This window comes from Pseudoalteromonas sp. S1608, assembly GCF_005887265.1.
GTDB classification, from domain to species: Bacteria; Pseudomonadota; Gammaproteobacteria; order Enterobacterales; family Alteromonadaceae; genus Pseudoalteromonas; species Pseudoalteromonas undina.
The window spans coordinates 81,253-97,208 of the sequence record NZ_PNDK01000004.1 but is presented as its reverse complement, the minus strand read 5'-3'; the positions used below and the strand labels follow the sequence as shown (position 1 = coordinate 97,208).

Here is a 15,956-nt window from a genome sequence, read left to right as displayed (position 1 = left end):
AACTCCTTTTACTATGTTTCAGTTTCGCTGATCTTAATGCCAGACAACTTAAAGTATCCAGTCCTAGCATCACTATCTGTAATTAACTCATTTAATAACTCAGGTAGCGATAATTCGCTCCATCGAATAACTTGTTCTATCGTGTAAGACATTGGTGAATGAGGTTCAGTCTTTCTGAAAAATGTCGCAATTTCTTGAAGTTTTTTTATTGCGTTTTCTCTCGAATCAATCTCATCACTGACACGCTTTTTAGGTTGCGCTGCGTCTGCTTCACTCGCATCTTCAACCGCTTCCTCTTCAGGCTCAGCATTTGCCTTATCTAATGCAATTTGTGCTGCTTCAAGTTTATCTGCTGCAACATGGTTTACCGCAGCTAAGCTCACTTTTAATGCTTGTTTAATATTAGACGTAGGTTGTGGCTCACCCGTTACCTCGTCCATAACCTCACTCAAAGCGGCAAACTTTTCTATCGCGTCCTCAATATCATTTTTTAAAGATACAAAAAACTCAGTACTGGTTTCGGCTGCACTTTTTTCAAGCTGTTCAAAATCAACGGCGCCTTGGGTTATCTTCTTTTCACGTTTTTCATCACTTAAACGTGAAATGTCATAACCTTGCTGATATTCCCAAAAAGAAAAAGGATCCATACTGACACTGTCTGTCATGTATATACTTTTAATTGGAATAATTAACGTACCTTCACCAGCACTGCCATTTAAGCCAACTAATGCAGACACTTTGTCTGAAATTTCATCACCGTCATCAAGTGTTGGATAAAGTGACTCAAAATGATGTTCCAAAAGGTGCTTAGCAACACTAAAACCAAACGCAATGCCTTTAAAGCCATGAACGCGGCATAAGCCTTCAATTAGCCATGCTAGGTATTCTATATCTTTACTTTCGGTTTTAATTGCCTCACTACATTGCTCAAGTAACGGAATCCAATCTCGAGAAAGCGAAGCAATTCCTTCTTCATCGACTAACGCATTTCTTTCAGCCGCACGAAGTTGGTTTCTTAAATCTTTTAAGGCGTAGTAAGTAGACGTTGGAGAGACATCTGAGCGCGGATCACTACCTGCAAACTCAGTATCTGAAATAGGGGAAATATACTCTTCAAATAAAAACATTCCATTGTCCTAAATATTATCCATATTCTCTAAAGCTTAGAGCGTGAATAATATTACATTCTTTAAATTAAATTACAAGCTTCAGCGCCATTGTGCCGATAAGCTGGCTAATGTTATTTTATAAATAATTGAAATAACAGTTTTTTTGTTCCTGATATATTTACAATTTTTTTCTTAAATATACTAAAACAGGCTTAATCAGCTACTTAGTGAACAATGGAATCGTTGCCTCATCTTGTATATTGCAAGATTGTATCGATTGATTGGCATCTACATCATCATATTTCACTAAAATACAAGTCACATTATCTTTAGCACCTCTGACTAACGAGGAGTGCATTAAAGCCATTCCTGAATCAATAATACTACTGGGCTCTAATGACAAACATATGTCTTCATCTGATAATTCACCGGTAAGGCCATCTGAACACAGTAAAAAGATGTCGCCTTTGTTTATCTCACCCTCAATTACATCAACTTTCACTTCATCCATTACCCCTACAGCACGAGTAATAACGTTAGATAATGGGTGGCTTTTAGCTTCTTCAACAGAGATCATTCCCTCGTCGATTAAGTCATTAACTTGACTATGATCTCGAGAAACTTGAGTTAGTTTGCCATTACGTAATAAGTAGGCTCTGCTATCACCAGCCCATAATATGTAATAGCGCTCATTCTTAACAAACAAAGCTGTTACTGTACTGCCAGCTGTTTTATTGCTTAAATATTCAGCGCTATACTGAGTTAGTTGCTTATTTGCATCTTCTATAGCGCTAACAATATGACTTACGGTCAAGTCCTCTAGCCTGAGCTTTTCAACAGTAGTTCTAATCACATCAACCACTAATTGACTAGCAACTTCACCCGCTTCATGCCCGCCCATACCGTCAGCTACGACCCATAAGTTATGGCTGTTAATTTCAACGTGCGCATCTTCATTTAGCTGCCTCACTGCACCTCTATGAGTTATGGCATAACTTGTACTTAAATTACTAATCACTATTCTTTACCTGTGTGTAGTTCCATTCCCAATGCTTCCAACGTCCATCGAGCATAGCGGCTACTTGATTAACTGGCGGTAAAGCTGACGTGATCAGTACCATCGGTTTTATATTACAAGAACCATGTGTCCACCAAACACTATAATCACCATACTTTTTATGTAATATAGCATGCATGGCATCTTGTAAAATATGATCGCTTAACTCTGTACCTGAAAACTCTAGTGCGACTGCTTGTTTGTTTTTATCTTTTGAATTGGCATAACTTACTTGCTTTTTATTTGCAGCAACTTCACTTAATGTACTGGCTAGTTCTTTTCGCCAAGAGAACAAATCCACAGAGCCATCAAGTACTTTAAGAACAGCATCTTCGTACTCTAATGAAAAAACACCAGAATGAAGCACATCAACCGGAGCAATATGAGTTGCACGAGTTACTGTTAGTGGATAGTGTCTTCCTACTGCATCCATACTGGGCAATAACGTACCCATAATACCAGTATCACCCACAATATTGGGGCTTAAGGCAAAGTGCCAAACAGGGCCTGTTAGGTAGCTTTCTTGCCAAACATCACCAAGTTGCTCTTTGCTCACAGCAATGGCAGCTTGTAACCATTGCTCCCAATGCTCTGAAAACTCTTTAGTTACGTTATCTTGAACAAAGTCGCCTAAACAAGGCACCTTGCCAAGATAACCAATATCTACAATCGGGTCGGACATGAAAACTTCTCTACACTGCTGTTCCAAAACGGATGCCTGATTGAGCTAGGCAGTAATTCTACTTTTGCATTGTTCCCCATCAAAGAGAAATGTAACTCTAGATCTTGACGGGTTTTGCTGCGCTTTTCACTGAGCTCATCTAGCATTCGATAAAGTGACCACTCGCCTTGATAAGTCGTGTTAATTGAACGCCCACCGTTTGGCGGTGTAAACACAACGCGAGTTTTACTTTGGCCACTGGCGCCAGGCCATACAAAGTTTGTAACTTTGAGTGGACCATGACGGTAAATCATTGACTGGCCATCAATTTCAATCATTAAACTAGATACCGTTTTATCTAAATTAAAAGTACGTAAGCCAAACTCAATTCGGGGTGTGTCATTACCACGTTCAAAAAATGCGGTTTGAATTTTGAAAGCGTGCTCAAACATTTTTAAGGTGTTATTGCTAATACCAATATCTTTCTCAAATTTCCACGGGCTAGAGCTCATGTCCACACTCGGAGCTACATAGCTATTAAAAAAGTTATCTATGGTGCCATTGGGGCCAAAGAAGCGAGTAAAGTCTTTAATGCTGACTTCTTTTTCTGCCTGCGGAGCAAATGGGTAACGCCCCACAATTGCCGCGTTATACTCGCGCAACACTTTACTTTTCCAAATTTCATTTAAATGTCTGTTAGCACTATTTTTGGTGATGTTGCTAGTATCTCTACTTATATCAAGCAACCAACTATTAAACGGATAAGGCAAATCACTACTTTGGTACTCTAATTGGCGAATAAAACTCGGTTTACTCTTACCACTTATTTGATCTTTAATTGAGTATTTAAGCTGATCACCTCTATCAAGTTTAGTTAGATAAATATTCAACTCTCTTAAGTTTTTCTGAATATTATCAAGCTGCTGAATGTCTATATCGATAATATCTTCAAACGCCTCTTCGACTTGATAGCCCGGTAGCTGTACCTCAAACTTAGGCGCTTCGTCAGGTAAGAAGCGTTTGATTCGATTTGCTTTCGTTTGCATCGCAACTTTAGCTGCATTAGCCGCAATATCCCCTGCGACTTTTTGATTTTCAGAAACAGGTAGCTTAGTTAGTTGAACATTCTTTTTAACTGCATTGATGATATTTTTTATTGGCGCTTCTGAGCCTGCTAATACATCAGTAATATTCACACCCTCAGCAGGTGAGCTGTATTGATTAAGACTCAAGTCATCTAAAAACGACTGCCAATAATAGATATAATCTTGAAAGTAACGTTGCTCTAGCTTCTTTTCTATCTCTGCTTTAGAGATATCATACGTGCCAGAGGCTTCTTGACCATACACCCAGCTACTGGCCATTAAGTTGCCAAGCATTTTTCCTTTTTCAATATTAAAAATGCCATGAAAACCGTTAAAAGTGTATAGCCCCGGAATACTGCGCGTTAAATCACCATTATTACGAAAAGTAAATTTTTGCGCACTTTCAAAGCTAATAATATCGGTTAATCTGAAAGGCGGAATACTGCTATCAAGAAAATCAGCTTGAAGTCGCTGGTATGCTCTTTCTGCAATCGGTAGTTTAGTGAGTTCTGCACGAGCTACGCGAACCGCCTGATTATCTATTTCGGTTTGTGTTACGCCCTCTTTTAACAACGCAGCAATATGATTCATCAACTCATTACGCGTCTGCATGTTCAAATCACCAGGCAAATTTCTATCTAAATATGCACTAAACCAAACGGAAATATCTTCACTTTCAAAATATTCAGGTTTAAATAGCATTAAGTAGCATCTGAGCGTTTCATATAAATAGCTAAGATGCTCTGGGTGAGCCTCCATTTCCTTTATTAACGTGTTTGCAATGAAGGGCTCTAAATAGGTTTGCAAAGAACGTTTGTAAGCATTAGCAGAAGACTCTTTAATTTCAGTAAGCTTATTAAAGCCAACTGAAGATGCATCTTCAGGATCAATTAACTGAGCATTGGTTGCTGGCAAGTTTCTTAATGCATTTAGTCTGTCATTTAGTACCAGTAGATTATTTCTATCAAAAGAAGATGAGTCTAGTTCTTGGTACGTGGCAACTGCTTCATCTGTTGCATCAATTAAGTTGCTATTCCACGCAAAGCTGAAATACCAAGAAATTGAAAAACCGAACAAAGCAATACACGCAAGTGACACACTAGCAATTCGAAGCCACTTATTCTGTTTATCATGGTGTTTGTTAGTGCTTGCTAAGTTTTGCTCAGGGAAAATAACGCTCTCTAAAACGTTTTTAATAAAAAAGCTTTTAGATTGGTTTATGTAATCGGTTTTATCTGCACTTGCATCATTTAAAAAGCTCGAAGGGGTCCCCTCTTGAGTGGCGCTGGTTAGATACACGCCTCTAAACATAGGTAACTCTTCATAAGCGTTAGGAGTAAAAATCTCTTTCAAGAAGTCATCAGCAACGCCTTGTAACACACGTAATTGTCTGGGGAACTCAAAGATTTTAGCTCGAATAGCTTCATTACGTTCATTGATCAATCGACGGTTTAACATCTCTGTAAGTTTAGAAATTAAAGCGTGGAATTCTTTATTGAATGCATCGACTTGGGTATCTTTATCTAAATCAAGCTCAAAGGTGATCCCCCAAACTTGCTCACATTCTTCCTCAGTAAGTTCGCCAAAGAACTCTCTGAATCCTTCAATTAAATCTACTTTAGAAAAAATAACATAGACGGGAAATGTCATACCAAGCTGGTTTTGTAATTCTTGAAGGCGTTGTTTTATAGCACGCGCATGAAGATTTCGCTCAGTTTTGGTTTGACTCATAAGTTCAGAAATCCCCATACTGATCATTACCCCATTTATAGGGCGTAATGGGCGATGCTTTCTTAGTAAGCCGAGAAAGCCTTCCCATGCTCTAGAGTCGTGTTTAGCGTGGCTACTTTGCGTTGTATAACGCCCTGCAGTGTCGATTAATACCGCTTTATTGGTAAACCACCAATCACAATTGCGCGTACCACCAACACCATGCACTAAATCAACCCCAAGCTTATCCTTTAATGGGTAATCTAGGCCTGAGTTATGAATAACCGTTGTTTTACCTGCGCCAGGTGGACCAATCATGATATACCAAGGTAATTGGTATATATTTTTACCTTTAAATAGTTTTACGTCTTTGAGTAAATCTATGGCTTCATTCATTCTGGTTTTTAGGGTGGTTATTTCTTCGTTAACTTCACTACTGTTTGCATCGTTATTATCTATTAACTCATCTGCCATTTTTTCATCACGTTTGCTTTGCTGCATAAGGCGATAAATTTTGGTTACTGAAAAAACGAGTACTATCAATAAAATAGTTAATAGTCTTGCTGCGACACCGGCAAGCGGAACATAATCGGCCACTGCAATTAAAGGACCACCAAACCAAATTAATAATGATAAGGCTAAAAAACCGATAATTAACATAGCGGTTCGAGACGTTAGTGCGTAGGTTATTTTCTTAAATTTTTGTGAGAAACTCATTACAGCCTCATTAAAATAATAGATCGATTTCAATTCTGCGGTTTAACGACCGAGAAGCTGAATCTGAATTGCTGGCGATAGGCTCTGCTGCGCCCTTTCCTTCTGGCCATAGACGACCGCTCAAGTTGGTGCTTTTAGCCATTAAATTAGCAACTTGTGTTGCTCTGGCTAAAGATAAATGCCAATTAGAAGGGTACGTATCAGTACTAATTGGTAAATCATCTGTATGACCTGTTATGAGGACTCGCCCTTTAGTTCCTTCTAGGCTTAACGCTAACTTTTCTAAAATAGGCTGGAATGAAGGGAGAAGTTGCGCGTCTCCTTGCTTAAACAAGTTTTCACTGTTGATTGTAATGCGGATCCCATCTGAGGTTTTAGCAACGGCAACAATCCCCATTTTAATTTCTGTTTGCAACAACTGTTCAAGGACACGTAATTGCTGATCTTTTTTATCAACCGTCTGGTTGACTGCTAAGGGGTGAATACCGGCTAGCTTTTCATTAATCGCAACAACATCATTATTTAGTTTCATATTTATTGATAAATAGATCATCAATAATATTAGCCCCAATACAGAAAATATAACCCATAGCGGAACTTGATTTCTCAGTTCAACACCGGCTGCTACTCTTTGCTTCCAGTTTGGAGACAGCTTGTTGTTAATTGGCCCATTAAGTTGGTTTAATAAATGATAAAGTTGTGAACGATATTCTTCGATTTTTGTATCACCACCGGCACCTAGGCGATATTTACCTTTAAACCCTAAATTTAGGCAGTGATATTGCAACTCTAAAAACTGTTGATTTCTTTCTGGTTGACCTAAGCCTGAATCAAGTAACGTATAAAAATATTCACCGCCAAATGTTTCTTTATGAAAAGTAGAAAGTAGACTTTCATCTGCCCATTCCATTGAACTCCACTTTGAGTTCAATACAGACTCATCAAGAATGGCACACAAACAATAGCGCGAATTATTGATCACTTCTTTTGATAAGTGCTGATTGCGAACTTCCACTTCAAATCGTTTGATTGCCTCAACACAACGATGTTTAAGCGCTGCGAGGTTGCTCATTTCAAGCGATTGATTAATTGAAATTACAAGAGAAAAACAATCGGTTGCTGCTTCTAACAAAGGGTTTTTAAATATCGATACTTTGTTATTACCTAATGGCTTCGAAGAAGGTGGCTCGACCGACATCACTGTTTTATCAGCATCATTTTGTGCCGGATTACTACTTGGCGTATTTCGCCCTAGTCGACCTGGGCGAGGTTTAATAATGGTTTCGTCCATTGAAACTCTTCCTTTTAAAAAGTTAAGTTCTTATCGCCCAAAGGCTTAATTGTAGCTCTGGGTAATTTCCTGAGAGGTGAATAGCAATTCCCCCGCTGGAACGTAATTTATCCCAATGTTCACCATGCCTATTTAATTCAAAATAATGAAAACCAGCATGATAAGGAATTTGTCTTGGTGCTGTTGGTAAATTGCTAATCGTAATACCTGGAATTTGGTTATTTACCAGATCTCGAATAGTTTCTACACTGCCAATTTTAATTTGCGAAGGCAGAATTTTTCTTAATTCTTCATGGGGCACACTTGCTTTGATTGCTAAAACAAATTGAGCTGAATTGAGAATTGACTTGTCTTTCAACGCACCAAAAGAAATACCAAATTTACTTTGCTCAAGTTTAATTTCAGTTGCTGTTTGCTCAATAACATGGCTTAACGATTGGTATAAAAAGTTAACCACTTCATTAAATACCTGTCCTAAATTAGTATGGTCATAATTAGGTAATTTAGGCACCCTCTTGTTAGCTGTGCTGAAAGTTGACAACTCGCCCGCAAGCTCAATTAAACGACTATAAAATACATTCGGGTGTAAGCTATTGACACTAAGCAAGTTATTAAATATCGCATCATACTTATTTAGTGTTTGCAGCATGATAAAATCTGCAACTGAGCTACTCCCTGCATAGCCTTGACTGAGCCTAGCGGCTATACTTTCAGCGCGCTGCTTTATCATTGAGCCAATTTCTCTGACCAGCCCTGATAAAGGTTTGCATTGCCCTACTTTTAAAGAAGGAGGAATATACTTAGCATCTAACTTTATTTGCCCTTCACTACTCACATCTATAATTCTAGCTAAAGGTAATACGATATAGCCTGAATGATCATCAGAAGACAGCATCAATTTGCTATACACTTTCGCAACTTGAATAATTTCCTGAGATTGTGCCCCTAATAAATCATCACTCACTGACAAGTCATTGAGCTTATACCGAGTAACGGTGTTATCGTCGGCTGAAGATATATTAATCCCGCTATTTTTTAGCGCAGGGATAGCAAGATAAACAATCTCATCAAAAACATCTTTATTAACCACTAGCGGTTCAGGTAATGATGTTGATTGAGGCATATCTATTGGTAATAAATCTGGAGTGATTGCTGATAATGCGTCTACAGCAAACTGCCCGCTGTTAAGCAATTCATTATCAATACTTATATCGATTATTCCCCACGGATCAGCAAGATTGCCACTGCATACTTGCTTGATAACATTAGAAATATATTTATCTGCTTGTTGAAAGTGCTGAGGTCTTAAAAACATTCCTTCAGTCCAAGCAACACGAGTGTTATCACCCATTTTTAAAAATCCTTTTTTATTGCTCTCTCATGTATGTCGCAATTGCTTCTACATTAACATTGATATCGTCATAGCCGGTAGGATCAACTTCTATAACCGCTCTCCACCTTGCTTGATCTATATTTCTATAAGCAACAACAACCCCAACGTAAAGAGTATTACGATTAAGGCTCATTTTATATTGTTGTATTGAGTCAGGCTGAAGTTCTAATTCATCTTTTTTTAATAAGTCAGGTCCGAGGATTTTTTCTGGTGTGTCGTACAAGCTAAAAAAGTCCTGCGTGTCAAAAATAGTTCTTGAGCTAAGCTCAAAAATTTTCATTACCACTGGAGAAGGACGTTCTGACGTATCTGGATTAACATTTTTAGATACATTAATGATCAGATCGGTAGAAGGAGGTACGATTTTATTCATCGTAGAACAACCCATAACCAAAAATAGTAAACTAAAACTCAATAAGTAGAGCTTAACTTTGTACATTATTTACTTTCCTTTCTAGTGCGTTTCTTTGATTCGATCGTTGTATGCCTTTAAAAAATCATCAGACATTGCCATGGCGCCTTTAGTGTTCACTTCCTGAGAAATATCATCATATAAACTTTGATATAACTTCCAGCATTTAGACTCTATTTGACCAGGAATAATTTTTAACACGTTAGAATTATCGTTTGCCTGTTGATTAATTTGCATGGGAGAAACCTGCGATAACATCCCTTTTAACACACCGTCTGCACCAGCGAGTAAAGCATGCTCATGCTTACGTGTGTCTATAAAGCTTTCTTTAATAGATTCATTCGAAGACAGAAAGCTTGCACTATTTTTTATGAACAAGTTCTGAATAACGTCATCAATATTGGCAGAAAATTTTAATGGATTGTTTTGTTCAGCCTGAAACATCGTATGATTCAATCTTAATTTGTTTTTTACAATCGCGCGTTGACGTAAAGATTCCATAAGCTCAGTGAGCAATAAATTAAGGCCTTGGCCCATTTCAAACCACAGTTTTTCATTATCTAACGAATTTTTAAGCTCATCTTTAATCCCTAACCCTTTTAAAAACGCATCAGATAACGCCTTGTCATTTTGAACTACGTTCTTTATTGGTGCAGACTGTTTGTCAGGTTTGTGCTCATTAGCGTGGCTATTTGAACGAGGAGGTTCTTGAATAGGCGCAGGAGTATCAACAGGTGCTGATGAATTGCTAACATTATTGCCAATGTCAAAGTCATCGGTATTCATAAGGCGCGTTAATTCATCCCAGTCTTCAGGAATATGATTATCTGTTGTTTGTTGCGCAGTCACTGATATCTCAGGCATCGACTCATTCATAATCGAGTCATCGAATGAAGGTATAGACTGCTCAGCCGGTTGAGAGTTTTGCGTAGCGAAAGTATCTACTGATTGAAAATGACTTGGAGCAGAACTACTCACATCAGCTTGTTGATCTGATGTTAGCACTACATTAACTTGAAAATCGCCGATGGTTAATACGTCACTGTCTGACAAACGTTGTTTGTTGCCTTGACCAAGCGGCGCTACAGCAAAGTTAATAAATAATCCATTAGTTGAATTATCGTATACGTAAAAAGAGTCACCTTCTTTTTCTATTATACCGTGTTTACTTGAGATTATTTTTTCGGGATCAGGTAAATGCCAATCGCACGCTTCAGAGCGACCAAAAGTTAATGAATCTGTTACAGTTTTAGTGGCTTCTATTTCAGGCGAAAGTCTGTGATAGCTAGTGATGTTTAGTATCAGTTCCATTTGATAAGTCAGTCCCTTATATCGTTATTGTGAACAGGATAAAGTAGAAGCGAAACTATTGTCAACATTGAAATTAACACAAGAAAATATTGCGCTCTTGATTTTGTCTCTAAAACAAGATGTTTGATAAACACATTACACAGCGATGAAAGATTTTACCGTAATGCTTTATAACTAGGCCAAAAACAGCCTGTTTAGAGACCCCTTCTAGCTTTAAACCGACTTTTTCAATATATAGTAAGGGAAATTTACCAGCAACAATATGTCACTCAGGCATTGCTATAATTGTATATTTTTGTAAAATACATACTCATATCAGAGGGAAAATTGATAGATAAGCAGAGAATATTTACCTTTGTAATTATTTAACTTAACACAATAAAAGGATTTTTTATGAGTAGTACTAATGATCACAACGATAAAACTCAGATTGCTTCCCTAGACTCAAACACAAAAAAAACGTCAAACATTCGCAAGCAAAACCTACTTGGCAAAAAAATATCTGGCCGCTACTTAATTGAAGAGCTGATTGGCCAAGGCGGTATGTGCTACATTTATCGGGCGCGCGATACTTTTTTAGAAAGCAGTAATCGCTCAGAAGCAACGGTAGCAATTAAAGTACTTCAGGAAGAATTTTCAAGCTCTGAAGAAGCTATTTCATTACTAAAAGATGAAACAGCAAAAACACAGCAACTTTCCCACCCAAGTATTGTAAAAGTGTACTCAGCAGATTCTGATGGCGATTTATATTATGTCACTATGGAGTTAATTGAAGGGGAAACACTGGAACAAATTATTAAACGTAATAAACCCTCAGGTTTAGCGTTTAAAAAAGCAAAAATTATTTTAGAGCAATTAACCAATGCGCTAATTTATGCCCACTCGCGAGGCGTAATTCATAACGACCTTAAGCCCTCAAATATTATTTTTGACTCTAACGGCAACCTTAAGGTGCTTGACTTTGGTATTGCCAAACACAAAAGCTTAGACGATCAATACGCTGTAAAAAATGACAGTGAACTGGCAACTATTGGCGGCTACACCCCAACATATGCAAGTCCTGAGCAATTAAAGGGTAGTGAAGCATCAGTAAAAGACGATGTTTTTTCTTTTGCCTGTATTGCCTATGAACTACTTAGTAGTAAACACCCATTTAACCGTGTTGCTGCAGACAAAGTACCTAAAAATACAGCAGTTAAAAAACCAAGTAACTGCCCTATTCTTTTGTGGAACAATTTAAATAAAGCATTAGTTTTAAATGCGAATCAAAGGCTTGAATCATTAGAGCCCATTTTAAAAAGTCTCACAACAAACTTAAAGCCAGCGATTTTTGCAAGCGTCGCCAGTATCGCCATTATTGGTTTAATTGCGCAAAATTATTACTCAAGCTCAGATAATACAAAACAATTACAGGCACAACTCGATAATGCCAAAGCGATTAACCAACAAGTAGAAGCGTGGATGTCTTGGCAGGGGCCAACTATTTTAAACAAACTTGAACAAATTCCACCACAATATGAAGTGCTTAAACAAGGGTTACTAAGATCAAACCAGCAAAGCATATTAGAGAGCTTTAATGATGAAGCTAATCAGTTTAATAATATTGCAGGTCGTAAATTTAAAGATTTCGATAAAATCATAGCCGTCTACTCTGATGCATTAGATTATTACCCTGATTCAGAAAAACTATCGATGCAATTAGAAAGTGTACTTAGAGAACGCCAATCAATTATTTTTGATATTACAGCCAGAATCGATTTATTACTTGAACAGTCGCGTTATAACGAAGAGCAGCCCAATAGTATTGCTCACTTAGTTTCAGACTTAAAAGAAGTTGATAAAACTTACCGTTATCAGCCAACAGATCTTCACCTTGATAATTTCACTGTTGCGTTAAATACCGCTATAGAAAGTGACGATGTGATCACCCAAAAAGTTCTCTTAAACGTGGGTAAAATCGTTTTTACAAACAACAAAAAAGCGGATGAGTTACTAGCAAATTTAATGCAGCGAGAGTCTGCTATTAATGCATTAACTGCGTATCAGCAAAAGGTTAATTTAGGCGAACAAGCCGACTTTCCGCGTGCCGATGCAGTGGTGTTTTATGGTCCTAAGTTTCAACGTTTCTCGGCTCAATTAGAAACAATAGAAGATCATAAAGCGTTAATGGAGTTTGAAGAGTTTATTAAGTCTGAATCAACAGCATTACCGAATGACTTCTCACTTTTAGTCTCGTTGAGAAAAGAATTATCGAGACGTTACATCAGCACAGCTAACGATTTAATGAAAAAAAGAATGTATAAAGCTGCTGAGCGCTTAGTTGAAAAAAGTGAAGCGATTACTCAGTCTTTAGATAATATGCTTTAAAAAGAGTATATATTTATTGCTCAAAAATAGCACAGTGGTGATTGAATAACGATTACATAGCTATTAGACTAAAATCAAAATACAGATAACAAAGTCAAGGACGACGAGTGCATTCATATCATCATACACTCCGCCAAGATTTTACATATTTAGAGTTTTTATCATTAATGGAGTACCTATGAAAAATTTAAGCTTACTAGCTGCAGCCCTCATACTCTCAGGCTGTTCAGCAACATCTAAAACCAGCAAAACTGAAGATGTCGTTATTGAGCCAACCCCTCAAGTGAGCGAAGAAAGTACACCAATATCACTTACGGTTATTACTAACCCAGCTGATTCTAGAGTACGGATAATGAATATAGTGCCTGTATATCAAGATGCAATTGAACTAGATGCTGGTAAATATGATATTGAAGTAAGTAAAGCGGGCTATGTAACTTATAGAAAATGGGTAACGGTTGATAAAAAAACCATTTTAACTATAGAGCTCGATGAAAAACAGTTAAGCCAATCAGCGCAATAGACTGTTTAAAAAAGTGAAATGCCTTTAATGAATAAAGGCATTTAAACATTAATAATAAACATACCATGCATAACTACCCAAGCTTAAATTCACCGCTATACACAGCCACAATATCACTATAAATACACGCTTTTGTGACTTATGCCTTAAAGTCTGCTGCGCTATAAGTGCACCAGGCCATCCTCCCAATAGAGCACAGAGATGTAAATGTCGTTCAGGTATACGACTTACTTGCTTGCGATTCGACTGTACTGCTTTTCGTTTGTCCCACGCATAATATAAAAATGTAATACCACTGAGTAGTGAAATATATATCGGTACGAACATCTCAATTTTATGATTTAAATAAGCAAGCCATAGTAAAGCTATAAACACGCTCGAAAATATAATTAAGGTACTTTTTATCAAAAAATAATCGCCTATAATAAGAATAATAAATAAACACTCGGGTTAATTATGACATATTTAAAGGCCGCGATGCTGCTGTTATCGCTATCTATATTTAGCACTCTAGCGAATAATAAAACAGAGTCACTAGCACCAGAACTTGCGATTTTCACGCCCTACTTAGGCACTTGGCAAGCTGATTTTAATACCGAAAAAGGTGAGCCAAACATTCAAGATGTGAGTAAATGGCAGCGCGTACTTAATGGTAAAGCCATTCGTACTACACACTCTATTAATGAGGGTGAGTATGGAGGGGAATCAATGATTTTCTACGATCGTAAAAAACAGTCACTTGTTTTCTATTATTTCACAACAGCTGGCTTTTATACTAAAGGCGTCATGAAAGTACTGAGCCCAACACAATTTGTGGCCTATGAAGATGTTACAGGTAGCCAAGAAGGGATCACTAAAGTGAAATCAACCAGTGAATTTAAAGACCAACAGTTTGTTGTGTCTACTTCTTATTTAAAAAAAGGTGAATGGACTAAACCGGAAGTTCGAACTTACTATCGCAGTAATAAAGACGTTAAATTTAAATAAACAGCTTCATCTTTATATAAAAATTATTTAGCCATTAAATCGATATAACTTAATGGCTAAATAGCGGCTAACCTATCATTTTACAAATTTCTTAAACGCATCATCCACTGGCGTATCTGCAAGATGATTGGTGTAATTACTCATCACCTTTTGCGCAAGACCCAATACAATTTCTAAAAGCTGTTGCTTTGTATAGCCAGCGGCAAAAAACTTATCCTGCTGTGACTGGCTTAGCACACCTCGTTCGCGTGTCATCTCAAGGGTTGTTTCACGAAGAACTTCAAGTTTTACATCCTCCAGTGGCGTTTTATTAACTAGCGCATCAACAATACTTTTATCAACTTTCATAGCAGCAGCAATACCACTATGTGCTGGCACGCAATAATGACACGCATGTTCAACATTAATTGACTGCCAAACAACGGTTAATTCTTTTGCATTGAATGATGTTTTTTGAAATAGCTCATGCAGTACTTGGTAGCCTTTAAGTAAGGTTGGCGCCTCAGCCATTACAGCATGAAGGTTGGGTAACATACCAAAAGCAGCAATAGAGTCTGCCAATAGAGGTCGTGCTTCTTCTGATGCATTTTCTTGTGTGTATAAGGTAAATTCGGCCATCACTAACTCCAATTAAAAAATAGTTTTAAGTAACATCGAGACACATACTATTTGATTTTGAGCGATCGCTCAAGTTAAAATTGAACAGTTGCTCAACTTAATAGAAACTATCATGGCCAATAAAGTTAAATTTGAACGCGAGCAAGTTGTTTATGCCGCTAGTCAATTATTCTGGGAGAAGGGCTTTCATGCTACAACTACCCGCGATTTACAAGATGCAATTAATATGCGTCCAGGCAGCATTTATGCGGCATTTGGCTCTAAGGAAGGTTTATATTGTGAAGCGATAAAAAATTATGCCAAACAAATGCAAAGCTTAATAGATGAACGTTTAGTATCATGCAGCAGTATTCTTGAAGCACTGCAAGACTTTGTAGAATATGTTGTTATTTCCTCACAAAGTCATACTCCAAGTTCTATCTGCATGTTAGTTAAGGCAAATAATGAGTTTGTTGATAAAGACAGCTATCTTTATCAAATCAGCGTAGAGCTGATGATAGACTTTGAACATTACCTTACTGAACTATTTACAAACGCTATAGCTAATAAAGAGCTCAGTGGAAATACCTCGGCTATAGATTATGCTCGTTTTTTCCAAATACAATTTACTGGCTTACGTAGTTATTTTAATCGACCAAATGTAGAAAAGTTGGCCAAACCAATGATCGAAAACATGTTTTCACTCATGAAGAGTCTTTAGCTTAAAATAAAAAGG

Annotated in this window: 14 protein-coding genes; 4 read left to right on the top strand and 10 right to left on the bottom strand. The window is 37.4% G+C overall.

Annotation, left to right across the window (positions count from 1 at the left end):
• Positions 1-11: 11 nt before the first annotated feature.
• The 8 genes from tssA to tagH form a co-directional block, all read right to left on the bottom strand.
• Positions 12-1,127 carry a type VI secretion system protein TssA gene (gene tssA / locus CWB75_RS03075; protein WP_138569864.1) on the bottom strand — a complete coding sequence of 372 codons (1,116 nt, stop codon included), beginning with the start codon at positions 1,125-1,127 and terminating at the stop codon, positions 12-14.
• 202 nt (positions 1,128-1,329) lie between these two features.
• Positions 1,330-2,079: a PP2C family protein-serine/threonine phosphatase gene (locus CWB75_RS03070; protein WP_235575556.1), complete on the bottom strand. Its 750-nt coding sequence runs from the start codon at positions 2,077-2,079 to the stop codon at positions 1,330-1,332.
• A gap of 40 nt (positions 2,080-2,119) precedes the next feature.
• Complete coding sequence (tagF, locus tag CWB75_RS03065; RefSeq protein ID WP_010389388.1) at positions 2,120-2,848, bottom strand: type VI secretion system-associated protein TagF; 729 nt, start codon at positions 2,846-2,848, stop codon at positions 2,120-2,122.
• Entirely contained in the window at positions 2,830-6,339 is a 3,510-nt protein-coding gene (tssM, locus tag CWB75_RS03060; protein ID WP_138569863.1) for a type VI secretion system membrane subunit TssM, read from the bottom strand. The genes tagF and tssM overlap by 19 nt, the downstream gene beginning before the upstream one ends.
• Positions 6,340-6,349: 10 nt before the next feature.
• Positions 6,350-7,630, bottom strand: coding sequence for a type VI secretion system protein TssL, long form (tssL, locus tag CWB75_RS03055; protein ID WP_138569862.1), 1,281 nt, complete (start codon positions 7,628-7,630; stop codon positions 6,350-6,352).
• 22 nt (positions 7,631-7,652) lie between these two features.
• A complete protein-coding gene (gene tssK / locus CWB75_RS03050; RefSeq protein ID WP_138569861.1) occupies positions 7,653-8,981 on the bottom strand; it encodes a type VI secretion system baseplate subunit TssK in 1,329 nt (442 codons plus the stop codon).
• A gap of 16 nt (positions 8,982-8,997) precedes the next feature.
• Positions 8,998-9,462 (bottom strand): type VI secretion system lipoprotein TssJ, encoded by a 465-nt coding sequence (gene tssJ, locus CWB75_RS03045; protein WP_138569860.1) that lies wholly within the window; start codon positions 9,460-9,462, stop codon positions 8,998-9,000.
• Between the two features lie 15 nt (positions 9,463-9,477).
• Positions 9,478-10,746 (bottom strand): type VI secretion system-associated FHA domain protein TagH, encoded by a 1,269-nt coding sequence (gene tagH, locus CWB75_RS03040; protein ID WP_054201394.1) that lies wholly within the window; start codon positions 10,744-10,746, stop codon positions 9,478-9,480.
• A 393-nt stretch (positions 10,747-11,139) separates the two neighbouring features.
• On the opposite strand from tagH, the gene CWB75_RS03035 reads away from it, so the two are divergent.
• On the top strand, positions 11,140-13,113 hold the full coding sequence (locus CWB75_RS03035) for a serine/threonine-protein kinase (RefSeq protein ID WP_010389402.1): 1,974 nt from the start codon (positions 11,140-11,142) through the stop codon (positions 13,111-13,113).
• 178 nt (positions 13,114-13,291) lie between these two features.
• Positions 13,292-13,636, top strand: coding sequence for a PEGA domain-containing protein (locus CWB75_RS03030; RefSeq protein WP_138569859.1), 345 nt, complete (start codon positions 13,292-13,294; stop codon positions 13,634-13,636).
• A 48-nt stretch (positions 13,637-13,684) separates the two neighbouring features.
• On the opposite strand, the gene CWB75_RS03025 is transcribed toward CWB75_RS03030, so the two are convergent.
• The gene (locus tag CWB75_RS03025; RefSeq protein WP_054201396.1) at positions 13,685-14,044 is read right to left on the bottom strand and encodes a DUF1294 domain-containing protein; all 360 of its coding nucleotides are present in this window, start codon (positions 14,042-14,044) and stop codon (positions 13,685-13,687) included.
• Positions 14,045-14,092: 48 nt separating this feature from the next.
• Here CWB75_RS03025 and CWB75_RS03020 point away from each other — a divergent pair, with 48 nt between their 5' ends.
• A complete protein-coding gene (locus CWB75_RS03020) occupies positions 14,093-14,623 on the top strand; it encodes a hypothetical protein (protein ID WP_054201397.1) in 531 nt (176 codons plus the stop codon).
• 75 nt (positions 14,624-14,698) lie between these two features.
• On the opposite strand, the gene CWB75_RS03015 is transcribed toward CWB75_RS03020, so the two are convergent.
• On the bottom strand, positions 14,699-15,241 hold the full coding sequence (locus CWB75_RS03015; protein ID WP_138569858.1) for a carboxymuconolactone decarboxylase family protein: 543 nt from the start codon (positions 15,239-15,241) through the stop codon (positions 14,699-14,701).
• Positions 15,242-15,353: 112 nt separating this feature from the next.
• On the opposite strand from CWB75_RS03015, the gene CWB75_RS03010 reads away from it, so the two are divergent.
• Positions 15,354-15,941 carry a TetR/AcrR family transcriptional regulator gene (locus CWB75_RS03010; RefSeq protein WP_138569857.1) on the top strand — a complete coding sequence of 196 codons (588 nt, stop codon included), beginning with the start codon at positions 15,354-15,356 and terminating at the stop codon, positions 15,939-15,941.
• Positions 15,942-15,956: the final 15 nt, after the last annotated feature.